This is a genomic window from Frigidibacter albus (assembly GCF_009908165.1).
In the GTDB taxonomy this organism is placed as follows: Bacteria; Pseudomonadota; Alphaproteobacteria; order Rhodobacterales; family Rhodobacteraceae; genus Frigidibacter; species Frigidibacter albus.
Genome location: NZ_JAAAUC010000004.1, coordinates 32,230 through 58,540, shown reverse-complemented (window position 1 = coordinate 58,540; position 26,311 = coordinate 32,230). Strand labels below are relative to the sequence as shown.

Sequence of the window (26,311 nt, the reverse complement as noted above, 5' to 3'; positions counted from 1 at the left end):
GGAATCAAGGCGCCCTGGCGCCGCCGGGCAGCGCCCGCCTCCCGGCCCGGCCACGGGCCGGGCGTTCTTCGCGGAAATCCTCCACTGGAGGATTTCTTGTCGCTCATCACCCCCCTCGGGCGGGCGCTACTCAACCGTTCCGCGCAGAACGCCGGTGGAGGTGGGCAGCACCATAAAGCGCCTAGAACTGGCGTTGCAGCGCCCACCCGGCGGACGGGCGCTGCCCTCTGACTGGGCGGGCTTTACCCCGTCGTCACCGTCCGCCGCATCAGCACCCAGGCAATCGCCGAACACACCAGCACCCCCACGATCAGCGGCATCGCGGTACCGTCGAACATCAGCCCCAGCGGCGCTGCGATCACCACCGCGAGGATGGTGGACACCGCGGCGACGATGGAGGCGGCCATCCCGGCGATATGGCCCATGCGTTGCAGGGCCAGCGCGTTGAGGTTGCCGAAGGTGATGCCGGCCATGAAGAACACCGAGGTGACCCAGAAGAAGAAGGCCGGGAACTCGGCCCAGGCCGGCAGGGCGCCGGTCAGTGCCAGCCCCAGCATGACCGCGGAAACCAATGTCTGCATCATGTAGGCCATCACCGCGATCCGCCGCATCCCCAGCCGCACCACCAGCTTTGCGTTCAGGATCGACCCGGTGCCGGCCAGCAGCGCCATGGCCGCGAACCACAAGGGGAAGCTGTCGCCGCGCCCGTAGGTTTCGGAAAACAGCTGCTGCGCCGAGGAGAGGACGGCGAACATCTGGCCGAAGCCAAGCGTCATCACCACGGTGTAGACCCGCACCTCGCGGTCGGCCAGCACCTCGCGCGCGGCGGCGGCGAGGCTGACAACGGTCAAGGGGCGGCGCTTGGCGGGAGGCAGGGTTTCAGGCTGGCGCAGGTTCAACCACAGCACGCCGATCAGCCCGAACACGATGAAGGCGCCGAAGATGCCGCGCCAGCCGGTGACGGCGATGACCACCGCCCCGATCGAGGGGGCGACGGCCGGGATCAGGATGAAGATCATCATCACGAAAGAGGTGACGCGGGCCATCTCGCGGCCCTGATAGAGGTCGCGGATCAGGGCAAGGCTGACGATGCGCGGGCCAGCGGCGCCGAGGCCCTGCAGGAAACGGGCGAGCAGCAGCATCTCGATGCTTTGCGCGCGCCAGGCGAGCACGGCGCCGATGATGTAGAGTGCGAAGCCGCCGGTGATGGCGATCTTGCGCCCCGTGGCATCCGAGATCGGGCCGGCGAAGAGGGTGCCGACGCCCATGCCAAGCACGAAGGAGGTGAGGATCAGCTGGGCGCGGTTCACATCGTTCGGCACCAGCTCTGCCGCGATCTGCGGCAGGGCGGGCAGCATCGCGTCGATGGAAAAGGCGATGATGGCGAAGAGGGTGGCGAGCATCGCCACGAATTCGGGCATCGGCAGGCGGCGGATGCCCGCTCCGGCGTCGGGGCCGCTTTCAGGTGGCGTGTCACTCATCGGGGGTCTCTTCCGTTTGGGAAAGCCCTTGCGTGACTTCCGCGATCACCTGCGCCCAAAGCGCCGGTTGCTGTGCGCCCATCAGGGCATGGCGGTCCGCGACGATGAAGGTGGGGACCGAGGTGACGCCGCGGCTGCGGGAATGGGCAATGCGCTCTGCGATCAGGTCGCGGTCGGCATCGCTGGCCAGCAGGCGGGCGGTCAGCGCCTCGTCCATCCCGGCCTGCACGGCGATGCGGGTGAGGGTGGCGGCGTCGCCGATATCCTGCCCCTCGCGCCAATAGGCCCGATACAGCGCCGAGACCATCGCCGCCTGCCGCCCCTCCAGCGCCGCCCAATGGGTCAGGCGGTGGGCCTTCATCGTGCTCGGGGTGCGGGTGATGGCGGGCATGTTGAACTGCACGCCGGCTTTCTCGGCCATGGCCAGCAGCGGTTCGTGGACGCGGGTGATCGCCGCGACGTCGCCGAAGCGGGCGGCCATGTATTCCAGCCGGTCCATGCCTTCGGGCGGGACGCTGGGGTCGATCTGGTAGGGGTGCCATTCTACCGTGAAGGGATGCTGGGGATGCGCTTCCAGCGCGCGGTCCAGCATCGCCTTGCCGAGGTAGCACCAGGGGCAGGCGTAGTCAGCGATAATGTCGAGCCGGATCAAGGGGATGTCTTTCGATTGTGGTCGGTCCAGCCGTCCCGCAGCGCGCGGCGGTTGGCCTTGCCATTGGCGTTTTTCGGCAGGGCGTCAACTTGCACCCAGATCCGCGGTTCCTTGTAGCGGGCGAGGCGGGTGCGGGCGTGCTCCTGCAGCTCTGCCTCCGTCACCTCGGATGAGGCGACGTAGAAGACCGCAATGACGTTGGCGCCGGTTTTCACCGGCAGCTCTACCGCCGCCACCTCGGTGATGTCGGGATGGGCGGCGATGGCCGCCTCCACCTCCAGCGGCGAGACGCGGAAGCCGCCGGCGTTCATCATGTCATCGGCCCGGCCGAGATAGGTGATGGCGCCGTCCGCCGCCATCTTCACCGTGTCGCCGGTCACGAACCAGTCGCCCAGCATCCGCGCGGCGGTCTCGGCGGGATCGTCGAGATAGCCGAGGAACAGGCCGGGATCGGCGCGGTGCACCGCCAGCGTGCCGGGGCTGCCGCGGGGGACGGGCGCGCCGGACGCATTCAGCACCGCGACGCGGCGGCCGGGCTGGGGCCAGCCGGTTGCCTCGTCGGGGGCGGGCCGGTCCGGGGCAGCAGAGATGAAGGTGGAAATCTCGGACATGCCGAGTGCCTCGAAGATCTCGGTTCCGGTCGCGGCTTCCCAGGCGGCGCGGATCGGGGCGGGGAGCTTCTCGCCCGCGGACAGCCCGTGGCGCAGGCGCGGCAGCGGCAGGTTCGGCGCCTCGCGCAGCATCTGCCGGAAGACGCCGGGGGCGGCGGCGAAGATGGTGGCGTCGAAGCGTTTGAGCAGCAGCGGCAGCTGCGCGGTGCTGGTGCCCGCGCCGGGGATCAGCGCGGTGGCGCCGACCGTCCAGGGGTCCATCAGCCCGGTGCCGAGGGTATAGGTCCAGTTGAAGGCGCCCGCGTGCAGCAGCCGGTCTGTGGGCCCCAGCCCCTCCCATCCCTGCAGCATCATCGCGCGGCCAAGGATGGCGCGGTGGGCATGGACCACCCCGCGCGAGGTGCCCGAGGTGCCGGAGGTGTAGATGATGTAGGCCGGGCGCTCGGGGTCGCCCATGTGCCAGGGCGCGGGGGGTAGCGCCTCGAACCCGCGCAGGGTGTCTTCGGTCATCACCGGGGCTGCGCTGCCTTCGGGCAGGGCCACGCCCTCACCGGCGACGATCAGCCGCGCCTCCAGGCCGGCGGCCATTGCCGTGATCTCGGGCACCGTCAGCTGCGCCGAGGTCGGCACCGGCACCAGCCCGGCGGCGATGGCGCCGAGGAAGGCCACCGGAAATTCCACGGTGTTGCCAAGCCGCAGCAGCACCCGGTCGCCCGGGGCAAGGCCCGCCTGCAAGAAGCCGGTAGCGGCGCCGCGCACGGCGGCGATCAGCCGGTCATAGCTCCAGCGTTCGGCGCCGGTGGGGCGCAGGATCTGCAGGGCGCTCTTGCCCGGCGTCGCGGCGCCCGCGGCCAGCACATAGCCCGCAAGGTTGAAGGGCGCGGGGCAGGCCGGGGCGCTGCCTTCGGAATAAATGGACTGCATGGGATGTTGCTACGCCCCGCGGCAGGCCGTTGCAAGGCAGCGCGAAATGCCCCAGAAGCACGTAAACCTGTGCGGGAATGAACATGACGCGGCAGAGCGAGCCCAAGATGCCGGCCCAGATGCCGGCTAAAAACGCCGACCAGACCCGGATCATCCGCATCGCCCGCGAAAGCGGCGAGGCGGCGGAGCTACCTGAACCCCTGAACCTGGGCGAGCGGGTGCGCGAGCTGCGCAAGGCAAAGGGCTGGACGCTGGAACAGGCGGCGGTGCAGGCGGGGCTGGCGCGGTCCACCCTGTCGAAGATCGAGAACGGGCAGATGTCGCCGACCTATGAGGCGCTGAAGAAGCTGGCCGAGGGGCTGGCAATCTCTGTCCCGCAGCTGTTCACCCCGCCGTCGAAGGCGCAGGTCACCGGCCGCATGGCGGTGACGCGCGCGGGCGAGGGGCAGGCGCAGGCGACGGTGACCTATGAGCATGAGCTGCTGGCCGGCGCGCTGCGCGCCAAGCAGATGCTGCCCTACCGCGCCCGCATCCGCGCCCGCAAGCTGGAGGAGTTCGGCGGCTGGGTACGCCATGACGGCGAGGAGTTCCTCTATGTGCTGACCGGGGTGATCCGGCTCTATTCCGAGTTCTACGAGCCGGTGGACCTGCGCCGCGGCGACAGCGCCTATTACGACGCGACGATGGGCCATAACGTGATCTCGGTCAGCGAGGAGGATGCGACGATCCTGTGGGTGACCTCGCTGACCTGAGGCGGGGCTATCCGCGGGCGGCGTCGACGGCCTCGCGCAGGGTGGCCCTGTCGATGACCCCGGGGAACATCGTCATGCCGACGATGTAGGACGGGGTGCCCAGGAAGCCGAAGCCCTGGGCCTGTGCGGCGTTGCGGTCCAGGAGGGCGGCCCACCGATCCTGTTCCGCCGCGTGGCTTGTGGCTGCTGCGGCGATGTCGATGCCCGCTTCGGTCAGCGTGCTGTCGATCTGCGCCCCGGTCAGCCGGCCCTTGGTCGCCATCAGCGCCGCCTGCGCGGCGGCGTAGTCGCCCTGCCGCTGCGCGCCGAGCACGAGTTGGGTCGCATGCAGCGAGGCGGGGCCGAAGATCGGCCAGTCCTTCAGGATCAGGCGGATGCCGCCGTCGCGCGCCACCTCGTCCATCAGCAGCGGGTGGTTGGATTTGCAATAGGGGCATTGGTAGTCGAAATACTCGATCACCGTGACATCGCCGGCGGGGTTGCCCTGCACCGGCGCGTCGGGGTCGTTCAGCACCTCTGCCGGGTCGGGATAGGATTGGGCGCGCAGGGCCGGGGCGGCAAGCGCGAAGGCGGTGCTGGCGGCGATCAGGTGGCGGCGGGAGAGGATCATGGGGAGCTCCTTCAGTTCAGCTGCGGGGCGGGCGCGGTGGCGGCCGTGGTCGCGGTGTCGGGCGTCAGCGCGACAAAGCCGGCCGGGTAGTCCACCGGCGGCAGCGGGGTGCCGGGCGGGACCGTGCCCTTGCCGGTTTCGGTCTGGCTGAGCACCACCACCCGCGCGCCGGGCTTCACCCGGTCATGCAGATCGACGATGTCCTGATTGTAAAGCCGGATGCAGCCGGCCGAGGTGGCCTGCCCGATCGACCAGGGGTTTGCGGTGCCGTGGATGCGGTAGAGCGTGTCCTGCCCGTTCTGGAACAGGTAGAGCGCGCGGGCGCCAAGCGGGTTTTCCAGCCCGCCTTCCAGCCCGGCCGCGACCGGCCCGTATTGCTCGGGGTCTTCGGCGATCATGTTCTGCGTCGGCGTCCAGCTGGGCCATTCGCGGGTATAGGGGATCGTCGCCTCGCCCGAAAAGCCGCGGCCTTCCTCGCCGACCGCGACGCCGTAGCGCATGGCGCGGTTGCCGTCTTGCACGAGGTAGAGGTAGCGGGCGAAGGGATCGACGACGATGGTGCCCGGCTTCTCCTCGGTCCAGTAGTCGACCTCGGTGCGCTTGTTGCGTTCGGACAGCCATTTGGGGGGAATGGCGGGGATGGTCAGGTCGCCGTCGGGCAGCTCGGAATACATCGCCAGCAGTGCGGGATCGGGCGCGAGGGCCTGCGGCAGCGGCGCGCGCGTGGCTTCCGGCTGGGCGCAGGCGGCGAGGGTAAGGAGCAGGGGGAGGAGGGGCAGTCGCATCGAGGGCATCCTGTTGGCCCGCAGGGGGCGGGTCTTGGGAGTGCCGTCGGGGGCGGAGCTTAACCGCGCCTTAAGGGGGGGCAAGTTCCCCTGCGTCGAAGGCCAGCCGTGCCACCTCGCCCTGCGGGAGGCGGGGCGTCAGCGTGAAGGTGGCGCCGAGGCGCAGGGCGGCGGTTTCGACGATGGCGAGGCCGAGGCCGCTGCCGCCGCCCTCGCTGCAGCCGCGATAGAAGCGTTCGGTGACGCGGGGGCGGGCGGCGGCGGGGATGCCGGGGCCCTCGTCCAGCACCTCGGCCTGCCAGCCGGGAGGGGTGGCGGTCAGGCGCAGATCGACGCGGGCGCCTTCGGGGCTGGCATGGACGGCGTTTTCCACGAGGTTGCGCAGGACGACCACCAGCAGGTCGGGCAGCGGCGGGCTGAGGGCGGCGAGTGCGTCATCGTAGTGCAGGTGCAGGTCCACGCGGGCCGCGCGGGCGGCGGCGGCGGTCAGGTCCAGCACTTCGGCGCCGAGGCGGGGCAGGGGGCGGGGCAGGGGGTGGGGCGCGGGGCCGTCGCTGCCCTGATCCACCGCCGCCATGTCCAGCAGCTGATGCACCAGCCGGTCGGAGCGGTCGACCGCGCGGCGGATCTGCGCCAGCGCGTGATCGCGGGTTGCGGCATCGGGGGCGAGCCGCGCCACCTCTGCCTGCATCTTGAGCCCGGCCAGCGGCGTCTTCAGCTCATGCGCGGCATAGGCGGTGAAATCCTGCTCGCGCTGGCGCGCGTCGCGGACCCGGGCGAAGAGGCCATTGAGGGCCGCGACCATCGGCACCACCTCGCGCGGGGCGGGTGCCTCCAGCGGCGCCAGATCCTCGGCGCCGCGCTGCGAGAGAAGCCCGGCGATGCGGTGCAGGGGCGCAAGGCCGCTGCGCAGGCTGAGCCAGATTGCGCCCGCCAGCAGCGGCAGGATGAACAGCGCCGGCCACATCAACCCCTGCACCACATCGGCCAGCAGCCTCTCGCGGATCGCCACGCTGTCGCCGACCATTACGCGGATGCCGCGGGCGGTATCGACATGGGTATAGACGCGCCACAAGAGGCCATCGACCTCGCGTTCGCTGAACCCGTCGTCCACCGTCGCCAGCGCCTGCTGCGGCGCCTGCGAGGAGGCCGCCAGCCGCGTGCCATCGAGCCCCCAGACCTGACAGGAGAGCTGCCTTGCATAGCTGTGCGCCGCCGCGCCCGGCAGCGCCGGGGCGGCCAGCGCCATCGCCGCGTTGAGCTGCAGGCCATCCTGATCGACGAGGCTGCCGACCATCCGCGCCGCCTCGGCCAGCCGGCTGTCGAGCACGCGGTTCAGCTCCACCCGGGTCGAAGACTGGATCCACAGCGCGGCCGACAGCCAGATGAGGCCGGTGGCGGCGAGCAGGGCGACAAACAGGCGGCGCTGGATCGAGGTCATGCGGGGGGTGGTTCTGGGGGTCATGCGGGTTCTGCCAGCCGGTAACCGGCGCCGCGCACGGTTTCGATGAAGCTGTGGCCCAGCTTGGTGCGCAGCTTGTGGACATGCACCTCGACGGTGTTGCTGTCGATCTCTTCCTGCCAGCCATAGAGATGCTCTTCCAGCCGGCTCTTGCTGAGGATCGCGCGGGGATGGGCCATCAGCGCCTGCAGCACCGAAAACTCGCGGGGGGAGAGGGGGATGACGGTGTCCCCGCGCCGCGCCTCCTGGCAGGCAAGGTCGAGTATGACGCCGTTCCAGACCGGCTGGGTGCGCGACAGCGCCGCGGGGCGGCGGCCAAGGGCGCGCAGGCGGGCGGCCAGTTCTTCAAGGTCGAAAGGCTTGCCAAGGTAGTCATCGGCGCCAAGGTCGAGCCCGCGCACCTTGTCGCCGGGGCGGTCGCGGGCTGTCAGCACCAGCACCGGCACCGGATCGCGGGCGCGCCGCAGCTCCGCCAGCAGGTCGAGGCCCGAGCCGTCGGGCAGCATCAGGTCCAGCACCAGCACCTCGAACCGGGTCGCCCTGAGCGCGCCGCGGGCATCCTCGAGGCTGCCGACGGACTCGGGGCTGAACCCGGCAAGCCGCAGCCCGACCTGCAGCCCGTCGCGCAGCACCGCGTCATCCTCGATGATCAGAACCCGCATGATGTGCTTTCGGTATCTGGTGACAGGGACTGCGGTGGCGTGCCTGGGAAGAGTTGTATCACGGGGCGGGGGAAGGGGACAGGCGCGGGCGGGGATCGGGGCGGGGTCATGGCAGGCTCCTCCTCGGGGAAGCGCAACGCGAGCGGGCTTAACCGGGGCTTAAGGCGCGCGATTGCGTCTGGCCGGGACCCCGTCGGCCGCCGCCCAAAGACAAGGCCTGCCGGCAGCGGCCCCGGCCCGGCGCGGCGGTTCAGTCCCGCCGCTGCACGGCGCCAGCCCCGGCCAAGTCACCGTTCCCGACCATGCGCCATGTCCCTTCCTGCCCGGCAGTTTTCCCTTGAACCCGCCGATCCCTCGCGTGTAAACACCGCCGCAACGGATCGGTGGCCGAGTGGTCGAAGGCGCACGCCTGGAAAGTGTGTAGGCGGGGAACCGTCTCTAGGGTTCGAATCCCTATCGATCCGCCATAATCCCCCATTGCGCCACCGGGCATGGCGCGACGAGCTCCCCTCAGCCGGGCGACGCGGCAGAGCCGGCGAGCAGGCCGCCGTCGATGGTGATCTCGGCCCCCGTCACATAGCCCGCCTCGTCCGAGGCCAGCATCAGCGCGATGGCGGCAACCTCTTCGGGCGTGCCGAAGCGTTGCAGCGGCGTGTCGGAGACCAGGGCCTGCATCTTCGCCGCGCGGTCCGGGCCGGTGCCCAGCATCGGCTCCCAGATCGGGGTCAGGATCGCGGCGGGGTGGATCGAGTTGCAGCGGATCTGCCAGCCCTGCTGCGCGCAATAGAGCGCCACCGTCTTGGAATGATTGCGGATCGCCGCCTTGGAGGAGGCATAGGCGGCGGCCAGCGGGATGCCGACCAGCCCCGAGCGCGAGGAGATGTTGATGATCGATCCGGTGCCGCGCTGCTTCATGGCGCCGATGGCGTAGCGGCAGCCGAGGAAGGTCCCGTCGAGGTTGACGCGGTGGACCGCCCGCCAATCCTCGAGGCTGGCATGTTCGGGATCGTGGGGCGCCATCCCGTGCTCGAACCCCGTCACGCCGGCATTATTGACCACCACGTCGGCGCTCGGCACCAGCCGGGCCAGCCGCTGCCAGTCGGCCTCCTCGCGCACATCGAGCCGTTCGAAGCGGCAGCCGATGGCGGCGGCAGCGGCGGCCCCGGCGGTTTCATCAAGGTCGGTCAGGATGACGGTGGCACCTTCGGCATGGAAGCAGGCGGCGATGGCGCGGCCGATGCCGCGGCCCGCGCCGGTGATGACGCAGGTCTTGGAGGTCAGTCGGTGCATGAGAGCCTCGAAACAGGGTGCAATCGGCGGATCGCTCCGCGGGGAGTGCCGTGTTCAGCCTGGATCATGTCGAAAATCCTCCGGCGTCAGGGGGGCAGTCTACCCGGGCTGCCAGGACTCCGCAACTCCGGCGGACCCGAAGCGCGGCCGATGGTCAGGACGCTTGGAGGGCGCGGCGATGGCGCCTATGCATGGGCGGGGTGCGCCTGTGATCGACGGCGAAGGCGCCCACTCGCGCGAAAGCGGGGAGACCCGTCCGCAGATTGGACATGACATGCAGATGACTCCGCCAGGTGAACGGCTGAACATCGCCCTTCTGGGGCTGGCGCTGTCGGGGTTGGTGGGCGGTCTTGGCCTCTGGCTGGCGGGGCAGCCGCAGCTGGCGGGGCCGGTCTGGGCGGCGGGCGTCGTGCCGGTGCTGGCGGCGCTGTGCGTCGAGATCCTGCGGAGCCTGCGCAAGGGCGAGGTCGGGCTCGACATCGTTGCCGCGCTGTCGATGTCGGCGGCGCTGCTGGTCGGCGAGACGCTGGCGGCGGCGGTGGTCGCGCTGATGTATTCGGGCGGCACCTTTCTGGAGAGCTTCGCGCAAGGCCGGGCCCGGCGCGAGATGAGCGACCTGTTGTCGCGCGTGCCCCGCACCGCCACCCGCCACCGGGCCGGTGCGCTGGAGGAGGTGGCGCTGGACGCGATCGCGCCCGGCGATCTGCTGCTGATCCGGCAAGGCGATGTGGCCCCCGTGGACGGCACGGTGGAGAGCGCGGGCGCGATGCTGGACCAGTCGGCGCTGACCGGCGAGGCGATGCCGGTGCGGCTGGCGCAGGGGCATGATGTGATGAGCGGCTCGACCAATGCCGGCGAGGCCTTCGACCTGCGCGCGACGCGGGCCGCGGCCGACAGCACCTATGCCGGGATCGTGCGGCTGGTCGAGGCGGCGCAGGCCTCCAAGGCGCCGATGGCGCGGCTGGCGGACCGCTATTCGCTGCTGTTCCTCGCGGTGACGGTCGCGCTGGCAACGGCGGCCTGGTGGTTCACCGGCGATCCGGTCCGCGCGGTCGCGGTGCTGGTGGTGGCGACCCCCTGCCCCCTGATCCTGGCGGTGCCGGTGGCGCTGGTGGCCGGGCTGTCGCGGGCGGCGCATTTCGGGGTGCTGATCAAGGGCGCGAAGCCGCTGGAGGCGCTGGCGCGGGTCAAGACGCTGATCCTCGACAAGACCGGCACGCTGACCGACGGGCGCCCGCAGATCGTGCGGATCGACAGGCTGGGTGCGCTGTCCGAAGACGAGATCCTGTACTTCGCCGCAGCGCTGGATCAGGCGTCGAGGCACCCGGTCGCGCAGGCGATTGTCGCGGCGGCGCAGGCGCGGGGCCTCGCCCTGCCGGTGCCGGAGCATGTGGTGGAAAGCCCCGGTGAGGGCGTCACGGGCTGCATCGACGGGCGGCAGGTGATCGTCGGGGGCGCGGGCTTCGTCGCCGCGCAGGCGGGCACCGCCGTGCCCGAGGCGGCAGTCATCGCGGCGGGGACAGTGGTGGTATCGCTCGGCGTGGATGGCAAGCTGGCGGGGCATCTGGTGATGGCCGACGCGCTGCGCGCCGGCACCGGCGATCTGCTGGCCGGGCTGCGCCGGCTGGGGGTTGCGCGCATCGTGCTGGCCACCGGGGATCGCCGCGCCGTGGCCGAGGCGGTCACCGGGGGGCTGGGGCTCGACGCGCTGCACGCCGATCTGGCGCCAGGCCAGAAGGTGGCGCTGGTGCTGGCAGAGCGCGCGGGCGGCCCGGTGATGATGGTCGGCGACGGCGTCAACGATGCGCCCGCGCTGGCGGCGGCCGATATCGGCGTGGCGATGGGCGCGCGCGGGGCGGCGGCCTCGGCCGAGGCGGCGGATGTGGTGCTGCTGGTCGATCATCTGGATCGCCTCTTGCCGGGGATCGAGATCGCGCAACGCTCTCGCCGCATCGCGATGGAGAGCGTGGTGGCCGGGATCGGCCTGTCGGTGCTGGGCATGATCGCCGCCGCCTTCGGCTACCTGACCCCGGTGCAGGGCGCGCTGCTGCAGGAACTGATCGACGTGGCGGTGATCCTGAACGCGCTGCGGGCGCTGCGGATCCAGCCGGGGCGGACCGCTGCGAGGCCGGACGATGCTGCGGCCCGTGTGGCGCATCGAGATCCCGGGCGAAGCGCAGATCGCTGATCCGCGGATCGCAGGGAAACCGTTGGTGACAAACGCCTTTCCCACCTCTAGCCTGGCGCGATGCCGAGCGGGCCCTGGACAGATGCCGAGAATGACCTGATCGTCGCGGATTATTTCGCGATGCTGGCCGCGGATGTCGCGCGGCGTCCCTACAACAAGGCAGCGCACAACCGCGATTTGCAGGGAAGCATAGATCGCAACCGTAGCTCCATCGAGTTCAAGCATCAGAACATCAGCGCGGTGTTGAAGGGGCTTGGTGAAGATTGGATCGGTGGTTACAAGCCCGCCTTCAATTTTCAGATGGCGCTGGTCGATGCCGTGGCGCGCTGGCTCGCCCTGCATCCTGCCTGGCTTGCCCGGATGCCGGACGCGCAGCAGGGGGGCATGGCTGCGCCGTCCCCGCTGTGGATCGGGCCGCCGCCCACCCACTCGAACCAGCCCCCGCCGGCCGAGCTGGAGCAGATGCTGCACATCGCGCGCAAGTTCGACGTGGCGGCGCGCGACGCAAGCAACCGGGCCCTCGGCCGGGCTGGCGAGGCGCGGGTGCTGGCGCATGAAAGGGCCGCGCTGACCGATGCCGGGCGCGGCGATCTGGCCTGCAAGGTGCGCTGGGTCTCGGAGGAGGAGGGCGACGGCGCGGGCTATGACATCGAAAGCTACGCGCCGGATGGTCGGCCGCGGCTGATCGAGGTGAAGACGACGAATGGCTGGGAGCGCACTCCCTTCCACATTTCGCGCAATGAGCTGGCGGTGGCGGAAGAGCGCCGGGCCGACTGGTGCCTGATGCGGCTGTGGAATTTCGCGCGCGTGCCGAGGGCGTTCGAATTGCGTCCACCGCTGGAGGCGCATGTGTCGCTGACCGCGAGCAGCTTTCAGGCCAGCTTTCACTGATGGCCCCCGGCTGCCGGGCCGGGGGCCGACGCGCTCAGCCCTCGCGCCGCCTTGTCTTGTCGCGCAGCGCCCGGCGGGTCATGCGGCCGAACGCGCGGTCGCGGCTATGGGCCTCGGCCAGCGTTTCCGAGTTGTAGCGGTCCTCGCGGCGCAGTTTTTCCCATCGCAGCACGCGCCCCGGGTCCAGATCACCCGCCTCCACCGCGGCGCGGAGGGCGCAGCCCGGTTCGGACTGATGGGTGCAGTCACCGAAGCGGCAGGTGCGGGCGAGCGCGTCCAGATCGTCAAACACCGCGGCGATCCCTTCTTCGGCATCCGTAAGGCGCAGCTCTCGCATTCCCGGCGTGTCGATCAGCCAGCCGCCGCCGTTCAGCGCCAGCAGGTGCCGGGCGGTGGTGGTGTGGCGGCCCTTCGCGTCGTCCTCGCGGATGCCGGCGGTGGGGTGGGCGGCGCCCACCAGTGCATTGGCCAACGTGGTCTTGCCGACGCCCGAGGAGCCGGCCAGCGCCACCGTCTGACCGGGGCGGCACCAGTCGGCGAGCCGCGCGCCCACATCGGGCGCCAGCGCATCGAGCACCAGCACGGGCACGCGGCGGGTCACCGCCTCGGCCCGTGCGCGCCAGTCCTCGGGGTCATCCGCAAGGTCGGCCTTGGTCAGCACGATCACCGGCGTGACCCCGGCGCTGATCGCCAGCGCAAGGTAGCGCTCCAGCCGCGCCGGGTTGAAGTCTGCGTTGCAGGAGGTGACCACGAATAGCGTGTCGACATTGGCCGCGATCAGCTGCCGCCCGGCACCGGTGCCGGGCGCGCGGCGGGCAAGGTTGGTGCGGCGGTCCAGCACCCGCAGCAGGCGCGGCCCCTCGGCCAGCACCCAGTCGCCGACGCCGATGTCGGCGGTGGACTGGCCCGGGGGCAGGGTCAGGGACAGCGGGCCGTCCTCGGACAGGGCGCCGAGGCGGTCCCTGTGGACGGCGCAGATGCGGCATGGGGTGGTGGTGCCGATCTCGTCCAGGGCAAGCTGGCGCAGGAAATCGGCAGCCCAGCCGAGACCGGCGAGCGTAGGAGTGGGGTTCAAGGGAAGGCCCTCGCAAAAGACTGAAAGGCTGGCGCCGGGTTGGGCGCCGGTGACGATCAGACGGGCAGGGCGGCGGCGGATGGCCCGCTCAGACGGCCCTGGCCCGGAGGGATGCAAGCTCTGACATGTCCTCTCCTTTGCGGCGATGGTTTCGGCGGCAGCCTTGCCGCCGCCGCTATTTTACGCCTGCGCGGCGGCCTCTGCAAGCCGCGGCACACTGCCCTGAACATTCCGTCGCAACTGTACTTGACTAGTTTACTCAGATAAGCGAAATCCCGCACATATTCCAATCGCCAACGCCAGCACCTCCGCCAGCGAAGCCAGCAACCGCTTCTCTGGGGGACCACCCGATGCGACCTTCCCACCGGCATCTTGCCGCCGTTCTGCTGGGCACAACCTGCCTGACGCTTGCCGCCGCCCCGCTGGCCGCGCAAGAGACCATCCAGCTCGATACCATCGTGATCGTCGGCTATGACGAGGACGGCGCGCCGATCTTCGCCGGTGAGAACACCACCAGCCTGGACGCGGAGGACCTGCAGTCGGGCGTCGGCGTCACCGATCTGAACACCACCCTGCGCCGCCAGACCTCGGTCTTCACGCAACAAGACCCCGGCAACCCCGGTATCGCGGTGAACCTGCGCGGGTTCGAGGGCTCGGGCCGCGTCGCCATGTCTGTGGACGGGGTGCCCCAGCAGTTCCGCCTGACCGGCCATGCCGCGCAAAGCGCCGCCTTCGTCGATGAGAACTTCCTCGGCGGGGTCGAGATCATCCGCGGCGCGGTCACCACTACGGGCGGCACCGGCATTGCCGGGTCGGTCAACTTCTCGACCATCGACGCGGCGGATGTGGTGCGGGACGGGCAGAGCTTCGGCGGCATCTCGCGGCTGACCTATGGCGACAATGGCCAGAACCATTCGGGCATGGCGGCGGTGGCCTACCGCGATGACCGCTTCGACATGCTGCTGGGCTACAGCCGCCACCTGTCGGACGATTACGAGGATGGCAACGGCGACACCGTGGCCAATACCGATGAGGATGTGGTCTCGGGCCTGTTCAAGCTGGGCTACAACATCGATGCCAGCCAGCGCGTCACCTTCATGGCCTCGCGCTATGACAGCGACTTCTTCGCCACCAGCTATGATCAGGAGCTGACTTCCGACATCTACAAGCTGGGCTACAGCTATGACGCGGGCGACAACCTGATCGACCTGAAGGCGAACCTCTACCGGGCGGAGACCGAGACCGAATGGGTGGGCGGTACCGGCTCCTATGTGGGGCGGAAACTGTCGACCGAGACCACGGGCTTCGACCTGACCAATACCTCGCGCTTCGCCTTCGGGAACTGGTCGCTGACCAGTGTCAACGGGTTCGAGATTTCGCAGGACGAGCTGGGCGGCAAGACGGGCGGGGTGAACCCGACCGATGGCACCGCGGACCGCGCCTCGATCTTCTCGGAAAACATCTTCGTCAATGGCAAGTGGGAGCTGACCGCCGGCCTGCGCGCCAATGAATATGCGCTCGACGGCGAGGCCTCGCAGGGCGATATCGACATCAAGAACACCTCGGTCGATCCCAAGCTGACAGTGGCCTACCGCGTGACCGACTGGTTCCAGCCCTATGCGACCGTCTCGCGCACCATGCGCTCGCCGACGCTGCAGGAAACCATGCTGGGCGGCAGCCATCCGGGCGGCGGCTTTGGCATGATCGCCAACCCCGAGCTGGAGGCGGAAACCTCGGAAGGCTTCGAGCTTGGCTTCAACCTCGACCGCCAGGACCTGTTCGCCAGCGGCGACAGTCTGTCAGGCCGGGTGAACTACTACCGGATGGATGTCGACAACTATGTCGCCACCAGCTTCGCCTTCACCAATGCCTTCGGCCAGTCCGGGGTGGCCTTCGTCAACGTCGATGGCATTTCCGAAACCAGCGGGGTCGAGGTCGAGCTGGCCTATTCGTATCGCCAGCTGGATCTGGGCCTGTCCTACACCAAGAATGACAGCGACATCCCCAGCCAGACCCCGGGCCTCGGTGCCGGACAATACCTGCCGGACTCCACGCTCTCGGCCAGCATTGCCGGGCGTTTCCTGCAGGACCGCATGACGCTGGGGGCGGAATACAGCTTCGTCTCGGGCGGGCTCTACACCGACACCTATGACAGCACGCCCTATCAGCGCGACGACAGCTATGAACTGGTCGACCTCTTCGCCAGCTACAAGCTGAACGACACCGTGCAGCTGAATGCCAAGATCGAGAACGCCTTCGACACCGATTACGTGCCGTGGCTGTCCTCGGGCGAAAAGGGGCAGGGCCGCACCCTCTATGTCGGCACCAGCCTGCAATTCTGATCCTTGTTCCGGGAGGGCCGCGCTGGCCCTCCTGTCCACCCATGCCAGAAAGGACCCGCCATGAGCGCCCCCAGCCCCGAAGAGATCCGCGCCGCCCGTGCGGCAGAGCCGAAGATGCGCGCCCGTGATCTGGCGGAAAGCCTTGGCATCGCCGAGGCCGAGATTTGCGCCGCGCTGGTGGGGGCCGAGGCCACGCGCATCGCGGCGCATCCCGATGCGATCATGCCGCTGCTCACGGCCTTCGGCCCGGTGATGGCGCTGACCCGCAACGACAGCTGCGTGATCGAGAAGGTCGGCATCTATGACGACTACCGCCCCGGCCCCCATGCGGCGCTGGTGGTGAACGAGACCATCGACCTGCGGCTGTTCCCCGGCCATTGGGTCCATGCCTTTGCGATGGACGAGGCGGGGCCGAGCGGTCCGCGCCGGTCGGTGCAGGTCTTCGATGCGGCAGGGGATGCCGTCCACAAGATCCACCTGCGCGCGGAAAGCGATGCCGCGCACTGGGCGCCCTTCGTCGCGGCGCTGCGGCTGGAGGATCAGGGCCAGGTGCTGGACCTCTCGCCCCGCCAGCCGCCCGAGGTGCCCAAGGCCAACCCCGACCGGGCCGAGGAGCTGCGGCAGGGCTGGGACGAGATGACCGATACCCACCAGTTCATGCGCCTGACCTCGCGGCTGAAGATGAACCGGCTGGGGGCCTACCGCATCGCAGGCGCGCCCTATGTGCGGCAGCTGGCGCCGAAATCGGTGGAGGCGCTGCTGCACAGGGCTGCGGAAACCGCCGTGCCGATCATGGTCTTCGTCGGCAACCGCGGCATGATCGAGATCCATACCGGCCCGATCACCCGCGTGGTCGAGTTGGGGCCTTGGATCAACGTGCTGGACCCCGGCTTCGATCTGCATCTGCGGATGGACCATATCGCCGAGACCTATGCGGTGGTGAAGAACACCCAGCGGGGCCCGGCGCATTCGGTGGAGTGTTTTGACGCGCGCGGCGCGCTGATCGCGCAGATCTTCGGCGTGCTGCGCGCCGGCGACGAGGCAGCGGCGGGCTGGAACGCGCTGGTGGCAGAGCTGCCCGGCTTGGAAGCGGTGGAGGCATGATGTCGCGTCTTCTTCTGGGCGCCGCGCTGGCCCTGCTGCCCCTTGGCGCAGCGGCGCAGGAGCGGGTGCTGGCCATCGGCGGGTCGGTCACCGAGATCGTCTATATGCTGGGCGAGCAGGGCCGGCTGGTCGGGCGCGACAGCACCTCGACCTTTCCCGCCGAGGTGGAGGCGCTGCCCGATGTCGGCTACATGCGCGCGCTCTCGCCCGAGGGGGTGCTGTCGGTCTCGCCCGAGCTGATCCTGATGGAGTCGGGGGCTGGACCGGCGGAGACGCTGGACACGCTGGCAGGGGCGGGGGTGGCGACGGTGACGGTGCCCGACGACTACAGCCCCGCAGGCGTGCTGGCCAAGGTGCGCAGCGTGGCCGGGGCCATGGGCGTGCCCGACAAGGGCGAGGCGCTGGCGGCCGATCTGGACGCGCAGATGCAGGCGGCGCTGGCGAAGGTTGCTGCCGAAGACGGGCCGCCGCCGCGGGTGCTGTTCATCCTGGGCAACAGCGGCGGGCGGCTGATGGGGGCGGGCACCGATACCGCCGCCGCCGCGATGATCGAGCTGGCGGGCGGCACCAGCGCCATCGACAGCTTCGAGGGCTACACTGCGCTGACCGATGAGGCCATAGCCGTCGCCGCCCCCGACGTGATCCTGGCGATGGAGCGGGGCGAGGGCGCAAGCTCGCATGGTGATGACGAATACCTGACCCATCCGGCGCTGGCGCAGACGCCCGCGGCACTGGGCGGGCATGTTGTGCGGATGCCTGGCACCTTCCTGCTGGGCTTCGGCCCGCGCACGCCCGACGCGATTGCCGCGTTGCACGCCGCGCTCTATCCGGACGCGCCGTGAGATGACCGCCATCCCCTTCACCCCCGCCATCCGCGCCCCGCGCCTTGCGGTGCCGGCGGTCACGACCGGCCTTGCGCTGCTGCTGGCGGCGATGGCCTGCCTCAGCCTCAGCATCGGCGCGTCGGGGCTGCTGCCGTGGGAGCTGTTCACGCGCGAGCTGAACCCGGCGGAGCGGGCGATCTTGCTGGACATCCGCCTGCCGCGGCTGATCCTGGGGATGCTGGTCGGGGCGGCGCTGGCGGTGTCGGGCGCGCTGATGCAGGGGCTGTTCCGCAACCCGCTCGCCGATCCGGGGCTGGTGGGCGTGGGGGCGGGCGCCGGGCTTGGCGCGGTGATCGCCATCGTGCTGGGGGGCGTCATGCCCGCGGCGGTGCAGGCGGTGACGGGGATGTACATGGTGTCGCTGTTTGCCTTCTTCGGCGGCTGGGCGACGACGCTGATCCTCTACCGTGTCGCCAGCCTGCGCGGCCACACCTCGATCGCCACCATGCTGCTGGCGGGGATCGTGCTGGGGGCGCTGGCGGGGGCGGCGACGGGGGTGCTGATCTATCTGGCCGATGACAACCAGCTGCGCGACCTGACCTTCTGGGGCCTCGGCTCGCTGGCAGGGGCGAACTGGGTCAAGGTCTGGGCCGCCGCGCCGGTGCTGATCGCGGGCCTTGCCGCCGCGCCGTTCCTGGCGCGCGGGCTGAACGCGATGGCGCTTGGCGAGGCGGTGGCGCGGCATCTGGGCGTGCCGGTGGAGGCGGTCAAGCGCGGCGCGATCCTGGCGGTGGCGGCGATGACCGGCGCCTCGGTCGCGGTGTCGGGCGGCATCGGCTTCGTCGGCATCGTGGTGCCGCATATCCTGCGCCTTGCCATCGGGCCCGACCATCGCACCCTGCTGCCCGCGGCCGCCCTCTTCGGCGCCACGCTGCTGATCGGCGCCGACACCTTCTCGCGCGTCGTGGTGGCCCCGGCCGAACTGCCGATCGGCATCATCATGGCGCTGATCGGCGCGCCGGTGTTCCTGTGGATCCTGCTTGCGCGCCGCGCCACGATGGAGATCTGAGCCATGCTTCTGGCAGCCGATCTGGGGGCCAGCCTTGGCGGGCGCGATGTCCTGCACGGGGTGGATTTCGAGGCCCGCCCCGGCCACATCACCGCCATCGTCGGGCCGAACGGGTCGGGCAAGACCACGCTGCTGCGGCGGCTGACGCGGGATCTGCCGGGGCCGGGCTCCATCAGCCTCGACGGCGTGCGGCTGGCGGATCTGACCCCCCGCCAACTGGCGCTGCGCCGGGCGGTGCTGCCGCAGGCCACCGCCGTTGGCTTTCCCTTCACGCTGCGCGAGATCGTGCGGATGGGGCATGAGGCGGGCCATGCGGCGCATCTGCCCGGCATCGTCGAGGCGGCGGTGGAGGAGGTGGGCCTGAGCCCAAAGATCGACGGTTTCTTTCAGGACATGTCGGGAGGCGAGCAGGCGCGGGGGCATCTGGCGCGGGTGCGCGCGCAGGTCTGGCAGGCGCGGCGGGCGGAGTATCCGTGCTGGCTGTTCGTCGATGAACCCGTCGCCAGCCTGGACATTGGCCACCAGCTGCAGGTGATGGCGGTGCTGCGGCGCTTTGCCGATGCGGGGGGCGGCGTGGTCGCGGTGATGCACGATCTGAACCTGACCGCGATGCACGCGGACCGCATGGTGCTGATGGCCGAGGGCCGGATCGCCGCCGCTGGCCGACCGGCCGAGGTGATGACGGGTCCGCTGCTGTCGGGTGCCTATCGCTGCCAGCTTTGCGTGAACACCGCGCCGCCGGGCGGGATCTGGCTGCTGCCGCAGGCCGCGCGGCTGGGCTGAGCTTGCTTGACGGGGCCGCACGGATGTGGCGTACCCGCGGCACATCCCCAGCCCGAGGCCTTCATGTCCCGCCCCATGCAATTCTTCCGCCGCCAGTCGCTGCGCAGCTGGATCGCGCTGGCAATGGTCTGCGCGCTGCTGCCGCTGCTGGCCAGCGCCGTGGCGGGCTATGCGGTCTATCACCAGACCATCGTGCAGCCCTTCCGCGATGTGCTGGCCCGCCAGCATGACCTGCTGATCAGTCTTGAGCGGATCCAGGGCGATTACTGGACGATTTCCGAAGCGTTGAACGCCTATGTGCTGACCGGCGATGTCGCGCAGCGCGAAACCTTCGACGCCGCCGCCGACCGCATCGGGGCACAGTTTGCGCGGCTGGAGGCCGCCGCCTCGGTGTCGAATGCCGGACAGGTTCAGGCTGCGCGGCAGGAATGGGACAGGGCCTTTGCCGATGCGGGCGCGGTCCTTGCGCGCCCGCGCGGCAGCGTGGCGCCGAATGTCGCCGACCTGCAGCAGGTGCTGGCCGTCGAGCGCGAGCTGCCCGTCGCCGCCCGCCGGCTGGAGGCGGTGCTGGACCGGATGCGCGCCGAAAGCGAGGCCAGCCATGCCGCGGCGCTGCTGGCCTTCCGGCGCCTGGAGCTTGGGGCGCTTGGCGCAATCCTGATGTCGCTGGGGATGATGGGCCTCGGCGCCTTCATCGTGAACCGGGCCATCGTGCTCAGCGCCGATGAGCTGGTTGCGGGGGCCAGGCGCTTCGCCTCGGGCCGCCATGACACCCCGGTGCAGATCACCGTGCCACCGGAACTGGCCGCCGTTGCCGAGGCCTTCAACACCATGACCCGCACCATTCAGGAGCAGCGCGAGCAGTTGGCCGAGCATGCACGGCGCGACGGGTTGACCGCGCTGCTGAACCGGCGCGAGTTCGATGCGGCATTGGGGGCGCGGCTGGGGGCGCTGACCGCGGGCGGACCCGGCTTCGCGCTGCTGATGGGGGACGTGGACCATTTCAAGCGGATCAACGACACCTATGGCCATGTCGAGGGCGACCGGGTGCTGCGCCGGGTGGCAGAGGTGCTGGCGTCCGAGGCCCGGGCCGATGACCTTGTGTTCCGCTATGGTGGCGAGGAATTCGCGCTGATCCTGAACGATGCCGGCCCGGAGGCCGCCGCCGCCGTGGCCGAGCGCCTGCGCCTTGCCATCGCGGCAGTCTTCGAGGCGGAAGGCACGGGAACCGCCGTCACGCTGAGCTTCGGCATGGCCTTCTGCGCCGCGCCTGCCGCGCCCGAGGCGCTGATCCGCGTGGCCGATGGCGCGCTCTATGAGGCGAAGGCCGGCGGCCGCAACCGGGTGGTGGTGCGCGGGGGCTGAGGCTGCGCGGCGCTTTTCCGCCCAAGGCTGCCTGAGACGTCCGGCGCATTGAACCGGAGGCTCACATCTTCGTTAGGCCTTGGAACCCGGAGGACCGATCGATGAAATCAATCCCGCTTGTCTTGCTGCTGCTTGCCGCCGCTTGCACCCAGACCGAAACCACGACCACCCGCCCGATGGACGAGGTGCCGGTCCAGAGCCGCCTTGCCAATGGCGACCGCGAATATCGCTTTGCAAACGGCTGCGCCGTGGTGCTGGAGCCGGTGCAGGCTGTCCTGCGGGCCGAGATCGGGCCTTGCGAGCTTTATCACCGCGATATCGCGCTGCTTTACGCCTCGGGGGATTGAGCCGGGCGGACTGCCGCGGCACGGTCTGGGCCCCGATGGCCGAAGCGCGGGCGCTGAAGTCCCGACGCGCTTGCGCCTGCGCCCCATGATCCACATCAACGCAGGCCGTCCTCGCGCAGGCTACGTTCTGAAAGCCACCCGCCGGTCCGTCGCTGGACTGCGGGAGCTTGGGCCCAGAACAGGACGGATCCGTGTCGGTAGCACAGCAAGAGACGGATGTTGCGGACAGGGCAGCAGCTGCGGCCCCGGTGACCGGGAAACCCGGCTTGCCGGCGACGCGGGCGCCCGCGCCAGAGCGACGGGGACGAAGCGGCCGGGTCTGGGCACTCTGCATGGCGCTTGCGGGGGGGCTGACAGCGGTGCTCTACCTTCAGCCTTGGACAACCGGAGCAACGCCGGTGCCGGTGGAACTGGTGGCGATGGCCCCGGTCACGCGTGTGCTGGCGACGAATGGCCGGATCGCCGCGCGCCATTCGGTGGACATCCGCTCTTTGGTGGGCGGCAGGATCGAGGCTCTGGGCGTCGCCGAGGGCGATGAGGTGCAGGCGGGCGTGGAACTGGCGCGCATCGACGCCGCCGCGCCGCAGGCGGCCCTTCGGCAGGCGATTGCGGGGCTGGATGGCGCGTTGGTGGCCGAGGCGCAGGCGCAAGATACGCTGGCCCGGGCGAGGGCGCTTGGCGCCAATGTCTCGTTGACCACGCTCGAGACTGCCGAACGCGCGGTTCAGTCGGCGGCGCAAGAGGTGGCGCGCGGCACGGCGCTGGTCGATCAGGCGCAGGTGCAGCTGGCGGATTACACGCTTCACGCCCCGATGACGGGCACGGTGCTGGCGCTGACTGTCGAGCCGGGGCAGAGCATCGACCCTTCGACAGCGCTGATGACGATTGCCGACCTTGGCGAACTGATCGTCGAGACCGATGTCGACGAGGCCTATGCCACCCAGCTGCGCAAGGGACAGGCGGCCGTGCTGCAGCTGGCGGGCGAGACGCTGCTGCGGGATGGCCGGATCGACTTCGTCTCGCAGCAGGTCGATGCGGCGACGGGCGGCCTTGCCATCGAGCTGAGCTTTGAGGACCCGGTGACAGCCCCCGTCGGCCTGACCGTGACCGCCAACATCGTCGTGGAGGCGCTGGAGGCTGCCCTGACCGCGCCCCGTGCCGCGATCCAGTCGGGCGAGGCCGGCGCGGCGGTGTTCATGCTTGCCGATGGCGTGGCCCGGCGCCGCCCGGTGTCGGTGATCGACTGGCCCGCCGCGCGGCTGATCGTGACGGACGGGCTGGCGCCGGGCGAGGTGCTGATCCTTGATGCGGCCGGCATCAGCGACGGGCAGGCCGTGCGCGGGACGGCCCCCTGATGCTCTACGCGCTCAAGATCGCCGCGCGCTACCTGACCGCCAGCAAGGCGCAGACCGCGCTTTTGGTGCTGGGGGTGGCGGTGGGGGTGTTCATCTTCATCTTCATGTCGGCGCTGATCGGCGGGCTGGCAGAGTTCATCCTGTCGCGCACCGTGGGCGACCTCAGCCATGTGACGATTGCGGCCGAGGATCCTGACCCCGCGATCCTGATCCACCCCGATGGCCATGTTCTGGCAGTGATCGAACGCGGCCGCGCCCGCACCGCCTCGCTGTCCGAGGCCGCGACCTTCATTCCGCTGATCGAGACGGTGCCGGGGGTGATCGCCGTGTCGCCGCAGATCACCGGCGCAGGGTTTCTGGCGCGCGGGGCGCAGGTGGCGCAGGTCAGCGTGACCGGGCTGGAGCCGGGGCGCGAATCCGACATCCTCGATCTGGACGGCTACATGACCCAGGGCTCCGTGCGCCTTGGCTCGGGTCTGGTGGTGCTGGGGGAGACGCTGGCCGAGGACATGTCGCTGCGGCTGGGGCAGACGGTGCGGCTGCAATCCTCGACCGGCGAGTCGGCGGTGCTGACGCTTGGCGGGCTCTATGACACCGGCAACGGGCTGATCGACGCCAGCAGCATCTATGTCAGCCTCTCCACCGCGCGCACGCTGTTCGCGCTGCCCCAAGGGGTGACGCGGATCGAGATCAAGCTGCGCGACCTCAACGAGGCCGATGCCGCTGCGCTGCGCATCGCGGCGCTGACCGGGCTTGATGCCGAACCCTGGACCGAGGGCGCCGAACAGCTGCTGGAGGCGCTGGACGCGCAGGCGCAGACCGGGATCTTCCTCAAATCCTTCGCGCTGATCACCATCGTGATCGGCGTCGCCTCGGCGCTGCTGCTGTCCACCTACCGCCGCCGCCCCGAGATCGGAATCATGCGGGCGATGGGGGCAGGCCGCGGCTTCGTGGTCTTCGTCTTCGTGACGCAAGGCGCGCTGGTCGGGCTGATGGGCGGGGTCACCGGCGCGGCGCTTGGCTATCTGGCGCTGCTGCCGTTTCCGTCGCGCGAGGAGTTCGAGGTCGGCACCCTGCCGATGGACATCACCCAGGGCTCCTATGGTCTTGCGATCACGCTCACGGTGATCGGTGCCATCCTCGCCTCGATCCTGCCGGCGCGCGCCGCGGCACGGGTCGATCCGGTCACGGCGATCGGCCAATGACCGTGCTGCTGGAGGTGTCGGACCTCATCAAGACCTTCGGCACGGGCGAGGCCGAGACGCGGGTGCTGCGCGGCCTGTCGCTGGTGCTGGAGGCAGGCGAGATGGCGGCGCTGCTGGGGCCATCGGGGTCAGGCAAGAGCACGCTGCTGACGATCCTCGGCACGCTGATGAAGCCGACATCCGGGCGCTATGCCATGCTGGGAACGGATCTTGTCGCCGCAGATGACACCGAGCTGACCGAGTTCCGCAACCGCCATATCGGCTTCGTCTTCCAGTTCCACAACCTGCTGCCCGACTTCACCGCGCTGGAGAACGTGGTGTTCCCGACGGCGGTGCGCGAAGGGCGCGAGACCGCCGCCGCCCGGGCGCGCGGGCGCGAATTGCTGACGCGGATGGGGCTGGCGGAACGGATCGACTTCCCCTCGGCCAATCTTTCGGGCGGGCAGAAGCAGCGGGTGGCGGTGGCCCGCGCGCTGATGAACCGGCCCGAGCTGGTGCTTGCAGATGAGCCGACCGGCAACCTCGACCGCGCCTCGGCCATGCAGGTCATGGACCTGATCGCCGAGATCAACCGGGACGAGGGCACGACCTTCCTGATCTCGACCCATGACGAGAAGATCGCGGGCCTGTGCCGGCGGAAGATCGTGGTGGGCGACGGGCTGGTGACGGGATAGGGGCAGGGGCTACTCGTGCGGGGGACTTTCCCCGGTCCACACCGGCAGGCTGTCCAGAAACGCCTGCGAGGACCGGGCGATGTCGGCCCGTTGCCCGTCCGGCATCCTGGCAAGCGTCTTGTAGGGCATCGCCATGCGCAGGTTGCGCGACAGCACCGCCTCGTTCTCGATCAGGAAGTTCCAGTAGAGGTAGTTGAACGGGCAGGCCGTGGGGCCAAGCTTGACCTTGGGATCATAGGCGCAGGTTTTGCAGTAATCCGACATCCGGTTGATATAGGCGCCCGAGGCGGCATAGGGCTTCGACCCCATCCGCCCGCCATCGGCATGCATCACCATCCCATGCACGTTGGGCAGCTCCACCCACTCATAGGCATCGGCATAGACCGCCAGATACCACTCCTCGATCTGCGGCGGCGATACCCCGGCCAGAAGGGCGAAGTTGCCGGTGACCATCAGCCGCTGGATGTGATGGGCATAGGCATGGCGGCGGGTGGCGGCGATGCAATCGGCCATGCAGTGCATCTGCGTGTCACCCGTCCAGTAGAGCGCGGGCAGGTCGCGGGCGGCGTTCAGGTGGTTGGTCCGGGCATAGCCCGGCATCTCGGTCCAGTAGATGCCGCGCACGAACTCGCGCCAGCCGAGGATCTGGCGGATGAACCCCTCCACCGCGTTGATCGGGGCATCGCCGGCGCGGTAGGCGGCCTCGGCCCGGTCACAGACCTCGCGGGCGGTCAGGAGGCCGATGTTGAGGTAGGGAGAAATCAGGCTGTGATAGAGGAAATCCTCGCCCGCCTTCATCGCATCTTGATAGTCGCCAAAGTCCGGCAGGCAACCGGCGATGAAATGGTCCAGCGCCTGCAGCGCGCCCTCGCGGGTGACGGCCCAGCCGAAGGGCGTGAGGTCGCCGAAGTGGTGATCGAAGCGGGTTTCGACGAGCGCCAGCACCTCGGCGGTAATGGCATCGGGCTCGAACCGACGGCGCGGCGGGGGCTGGTGACCACGGGGCAGCGACTTGCGGTTCTCGGGGTCGAAATTCCACTGGCCCCCCTCCGGGCCCTCGCCTGCCATCAAAAGGCCCGTCCGGCGGCGCATCTCGCGGTAGAAGAACTCCAGCCGGCTGGTCTTGCCGGCCTTGGCGAGGGCCGCGAACTCGGCGCCCAAACAGAAGAAGCGGTCGTCGGGGCGGATCTCCACCGGGCAGATCAGGTCCCAGTCCTGTATCATCTGCAGCACCCGCCACTCGCCGGGCTCGGTCACCACGACCGAGGCGGGCGCATGGCGCACCACCGCGCGCGCAATCTCGCCGCTGAAACTGTGGGTATTTTCCGGGTCGTCCAGTGTCACATAGTCAACATTTATGCCTTCAGATTTCAGGCTCTTGGCGAAATTCCGCATGGCCGATAGCACAAATGCGATCTTCTGCCTGTGATGCGGCACATAACGCGCCTCGGCCGCGACCTCGACCATCAGCACCACATCCTGCGCCGGGTCGAGATCCGCCAGCGAGGACAGGCCCCGCGTCAGCTGATCCCCGAGAACGAAGCGAAGCCGCCTCATGCCGGCACCTTCGGCCGCGCGGCCTTCGCGGCGCTGCGGCAGCGATCCGAGCAGTGGGTCACCTGCTGCCAATCCCGCTCCCACTTCTTGCGCCAGGCGAAGGGCAGGCCGCAGACTACGCAGACCTTGGTCGGCAGTTCGGATTTCTTGCGCATCTTGGGCATCGGGCGGTCCTGCGGCTCTGGCGTTCTGGTTCCCCCCATATGGCGCGGGTTTCGGTGAGGACCACTGGATATTCGAGAGCCGCCTGGGCCAGAACCCTTGTGCCGATCACGGACAGCGGGTTCGGTGGCTTGTCCATGG

The 26,311-nt window shown here is 69.8% G+C and carries 24 protein-coding genes and 1 tRNA gene; 14 read left to right on the top strand and 11 right to left on the bottom strand.

Translation table 11 applies throughout. The annotated features are described in order from the left end of the window. Positions 1-242 precede the first annotated feature (242 nt). Genes GVY41_RS07260 through GVY41_RS07250 form a run of 3 tightly spaced genes read right to left on the bottom strand, consistent with a single transcriptional unit; the run spans position 243 to position 3,668 of the window. Positions 243-1,481, bottom strand: a complete 1,239-nt coding sequence (locus GVY41_RS07260; protein ID WP_229725978.1) for a multidrug effflux MFS transporter — start codon at positions 1,479-1,481, stop codon at positions 243-245. Beyond that, positions 1,474-2,133 carry a DsbA family oxidoreductase gene (locus GVY41_RS07255; protein ID WP_161345429.1) on the bottom strand — a complete coding sequence of 220 codons (660 nt, stop codon included), beginning with the start codon at positions 2,131-2,133 and terminating at the stop codon, positions 1,474-1,476. The genes GVY41_RS07260 and GVY41_RS07255 overlap by 8 nt, the downstream gene beginning before the upstream one ends. Beyond that, on the bottom strand, positions 2,130-3,668 hold the full coding sequence (locus GVY41_RS07250) for a class I adenylate-forming enzyme family protein (RefSeq protein ID WP_161345431.1): 1,539 nt from the start codon (positions 3,666-3,668) through the stop codon (positions 2,130-2,132). The genes GVY41_RS07255 and GVY41_RS07250 overlap by 4 nt, the downstream gene beginning before the upstream one ends. Positions 3,669-3,787: 119 nt before the next feature. Here GVY41_RS07250 and GVY41_RS07245 point away from each other — a divergent pair, with 119 nt between their 5' ends. Further along, a complete protein-coding gene (locus GVY41_RS07245) occupies positions 3,788-4,420 on the top strand; it encodes a helix-turn-helix domain-containing protein (protein WP_161345581.1) in 633 nt (210 codons plus the stop codon). Between the two features lie 7 nt (positions 4,421-4,427). On the opposite strand, the gene GVY41_RS07240 is transcribed toward GVY41_RS07245, so the two are convergent. The 4 genes from GVY41_RS07240 to GVY41_RS07225 all read right to left on the bottom strand — a co-directional run bounded on the left by GVY41_RS07240 (position 4,428) and on the right by GVY41_RS07225 (position 7,939). Continuing rightward, complete coding sequence (locus GVY41_RS07240; RefSeq protein WP_161345433.1) at positions 4,428-5,030, bottom strand: thioredoxin domain-containing protein; 603 nt, start codon at positions 5,028-5,030, stop codon at positions 4,428-4,430. Between the two features lie 11 nt (positions 5,031-5,041). After that, the gene (locus GVY41_RS07235) at positions 5,042-5,824 is read right to left on the bottom strand and encodes a L,D-transpeptidase (protein ID WP_161345435.1); all 783 of its coding nucleotides are present in this window, start codon (positions 5,822-5,824) and stop codon (positions 5,042-5,044) included. Positions 5,825-5,885: 61 nt separating this feature from the next. Further along, entirely contained in the window at positions 5,886-7,256 is a 1,371-nt protein-coding gene (locus GVY41_RS07230) for an ATP-binding protein (RefSeq protein ID WP_161345583.1), read from the bottom strand. A gap of 20 nt (positions 7,257-7,276) precedes the next feature. Then, complete coding sequence (locus GVY41_RS07225; RefSeq protein ID WP_161345437.1) at positions 7,277-7,939, bottom strand: response regulator transcription factor; 663 nt, start codon at positions 7,937-7,939, stop codon at positions 7,277-7,279. Between the two features lie 377 nt (positions 7,940-8,316). Between GVY41_RS07225 and GVY41_RS07220 the strand changes: the two genes are divergently transcribed. Continuing rightward, positions 8,317-8,406, top strand: a tRNA-Ser gene (locus tag GVY41_RS07220). Positions 8,407-8,449: 43 nt separating this feature from the next. Here GVY41_RS07220 and GVY41_RS07215 read toward each other — a convergent pair. Beyond that, entirely contained in the window at positions 8,450-9,229 is a 780-nt protein-coding gene (locus GVY41_RS07215; RefSeq protein WP_161345439.1) for an SDR family oxidoreductase, read from the bottom strand. 280 nt (positions 9,230-9,509) lie between these two features. Here GVY41_RS07215 and GVY41_RS07210 point away from each other — a divergent pair, with 280 nt between their 5' ends. Further along, positions 9,510-11,417, top strand: a complete 1,908-nt coding sequence (locus GVY41_RS07210) for a heavy metal translocating P-type ATPase (RefSeq protein WP_373283272.1) — start codon at positions 9,510-9,512, stop codon at positions 11,415-11,417. 60 nt (positions 11,418-11,477) lie between these two features. Beyond that, positions 11,478-12,308, top strand: a complete 831-nt coding sequence (locus tag GVY41_RS07205) for a protein NO VEIN domain-containing protein (protein WP_161345443.1) — start codon at positions 11,478-11,480, stop codon at positions 12,306-12,308. A gap of 34 nt (positions 12,309-12,342) precedes the next feature. Here GVY41_RS07205 and rsgA read toward each other — a convergent pair whose 3' ends face one another. Beyond that, a complete protein-coding gene (rsgA, locus tag GVY41_RS07200; protein WP_161345445.1) occupies positions 12,343-13,383 on the bottom strand; it encodes a ribosome small subunit-dependent GTPase A in 1,041 nt (346 codons plus the stop codon). 350 nt (positions 13,384-13,733) lie between these two features. Here rsgA and GVY41_RS07195 point away from each other — a divergent pair, with 350 nt between their 5' ends. The 10 genes from GVY41_RS07195 (at position 13,734) to GVY41_RS07150 (ending at position 24,451) form a co-directional block, all read left to right on the top strand. Beyond that, positions 13,734-15,725 carry a TonB-dependent receptor domain-containing protein gene (locus GVY41_RS07195; RefSeq protein ID WP_161345447.1) on the top strand — a complete coding sequence of 664 codons (1,992 nt, stop codon included), beginning with the start codon at positions 13,734-13,736 and terminating at the stop codon, positions 15,723-15,725. Positions 15,726-15,785: 60 nt separating this feature from the next. Then, complete coding sequence (locus tag GVY41_RS07190) at positions 15,786-16,829, top strand: hemin-degrading factor (RefSeq protein ID WP_161345449.1); 1,044 nt, start codon at positions 15,786-15,788, stop codon at positions 16,827-16,829. Beyond that, positions 16,829-17,671 (top strand): heme/hemin ABC transporter substrate-binding protein, encoded by an 843-nt coding sequence (locus GVY41_RS07185; protein ID WP_331250892.1) that lies wholly within the window; start codon positions 16,829-16,831, stop codon positions 17,669-17,671. Before GVY41_RS07190 ends, GVY41_RS07185 begins: the two co-directional genes overlap by 1 nt. A 1-nt stretch (position 17,672) precedes the next feature. Further along, positions 17,673-18,722: a FecCD family ABC transporter permease gene (locus GVY41_RS07180; protein ID WP_161345453.1), complete on the top strand. Its 1,050-nt coding sequence runs from the start codon at positions 17,673-17,675 to the stop codon at positions 18,720-18,722. A 3-nt stretch (positions 18,723-18,725) separates the two neighbouring features. Continuing rightward, on the top strand, positions 18,726-19,505 hold the full coding sequence (locus tag GVY41_RS07175; protein WP_161345455.1) for a heme ABC transporter ATP-binding protein: 780 nt from the start codon (positions 18,726-18,728) through the stop codon (positions 19,503-19,505). A 63-nt stretch (positions 19,506-19,568) separates the two neighbouring features. Then, positions 19,569-20,870: a GGDEF domain-containing protein gene (locus GVY41_RS07170; RefSeq protein ID WP_161345457.1), complete on the top strand. Its 1,302-nt coding sequence runs from the start codon at positions 19,569-19,571 to the stop codon at positions 20,868-20,870. A 101-nt stretch (positions 20,871-20,971) separates the two neighbouring features. Continuing rightward, positions 20,972-21,217 carry a hypothetical protein gene (locus tag GVY41_RS07165; RefSeq protein WP_161656875.1) on the top strand — a complete coding sequence of 82 codons (246 nt, stop codon included), beginning with the start codon at positions 20,972-20,974 and terminating at the stop codon, positions 21,215-21,217. Positions 21,218-21,549: 332 nt separating this feature from the next. Continuing rightward, positions 21,550-22,572: an efflux RND transporter periplasmic adaptor subunit gene (locus GVY41_RS07160; protein ID WP_161345459.1), complete on the top strand. Its 1,023-nt coding sequence runs from the start codon at positions 21,550-21,552 to the stop codon at positions 22,570-22,572. After that, entirely contained in the window at positions 22,572-23,777 is a 1,206-nt protein-coding gene (locus GVY41_RS07155; RefSeq protein ID WP_161345461.1) for an ABC transporter permease, read from the top strand. The genes GVY41_RS07160 and GVY41_RS07155 overlap by 1 nt, the downstream gene beginning before the upstream one ends. Next, entirely contained in the window at positions 23,774-24,451 is a 678-nt protein-coding gene (locus GVY41_RS07150; RefSeq protein ID WP_161345463.1) for an ABC transporter ATP-binding protein, read from the top strand. The genes GVY41_RS07155 and GVY41_RS07150 overlap by 4 nt, the downstream gene beginning before the upstream one ends. 9 nt (positions 24,452-24,460) lie before the next feature. Here the strand turns inward: GVY41_RS07150 and GVY41_RS07145 are convergent, their stop codons facing one another. Both GVY41_RS07145 and GVY41_RS07140 read right to left on the bottom strand, forming a co-directional pair. Continuing rightward, entirely contained in the window at positions 24,461-26,008 is a 1,548-nt protein-coding gene (locus GVY41_RS07145) for a cryptochrome/photolyase family protein (RefSeq protein WP_161345465.1), read from the bottom strand. Next, a complete protein-coding gene (locus tag GVY41_RS07140) occupies positions 26,005-26,172 on the bottom strand; it encodes a DUF2256 domain-containing protein (protein WP_161345467.1) in 168 nt (55 codons plus the stop codon). The genes GVY41_RS07145 and GVY41_RS07140 overlap by 4 nt, the downstream gene beginning before the upstream one ends. Positions 26,173-26,311 lie beyond the last annotated feature (139 nt).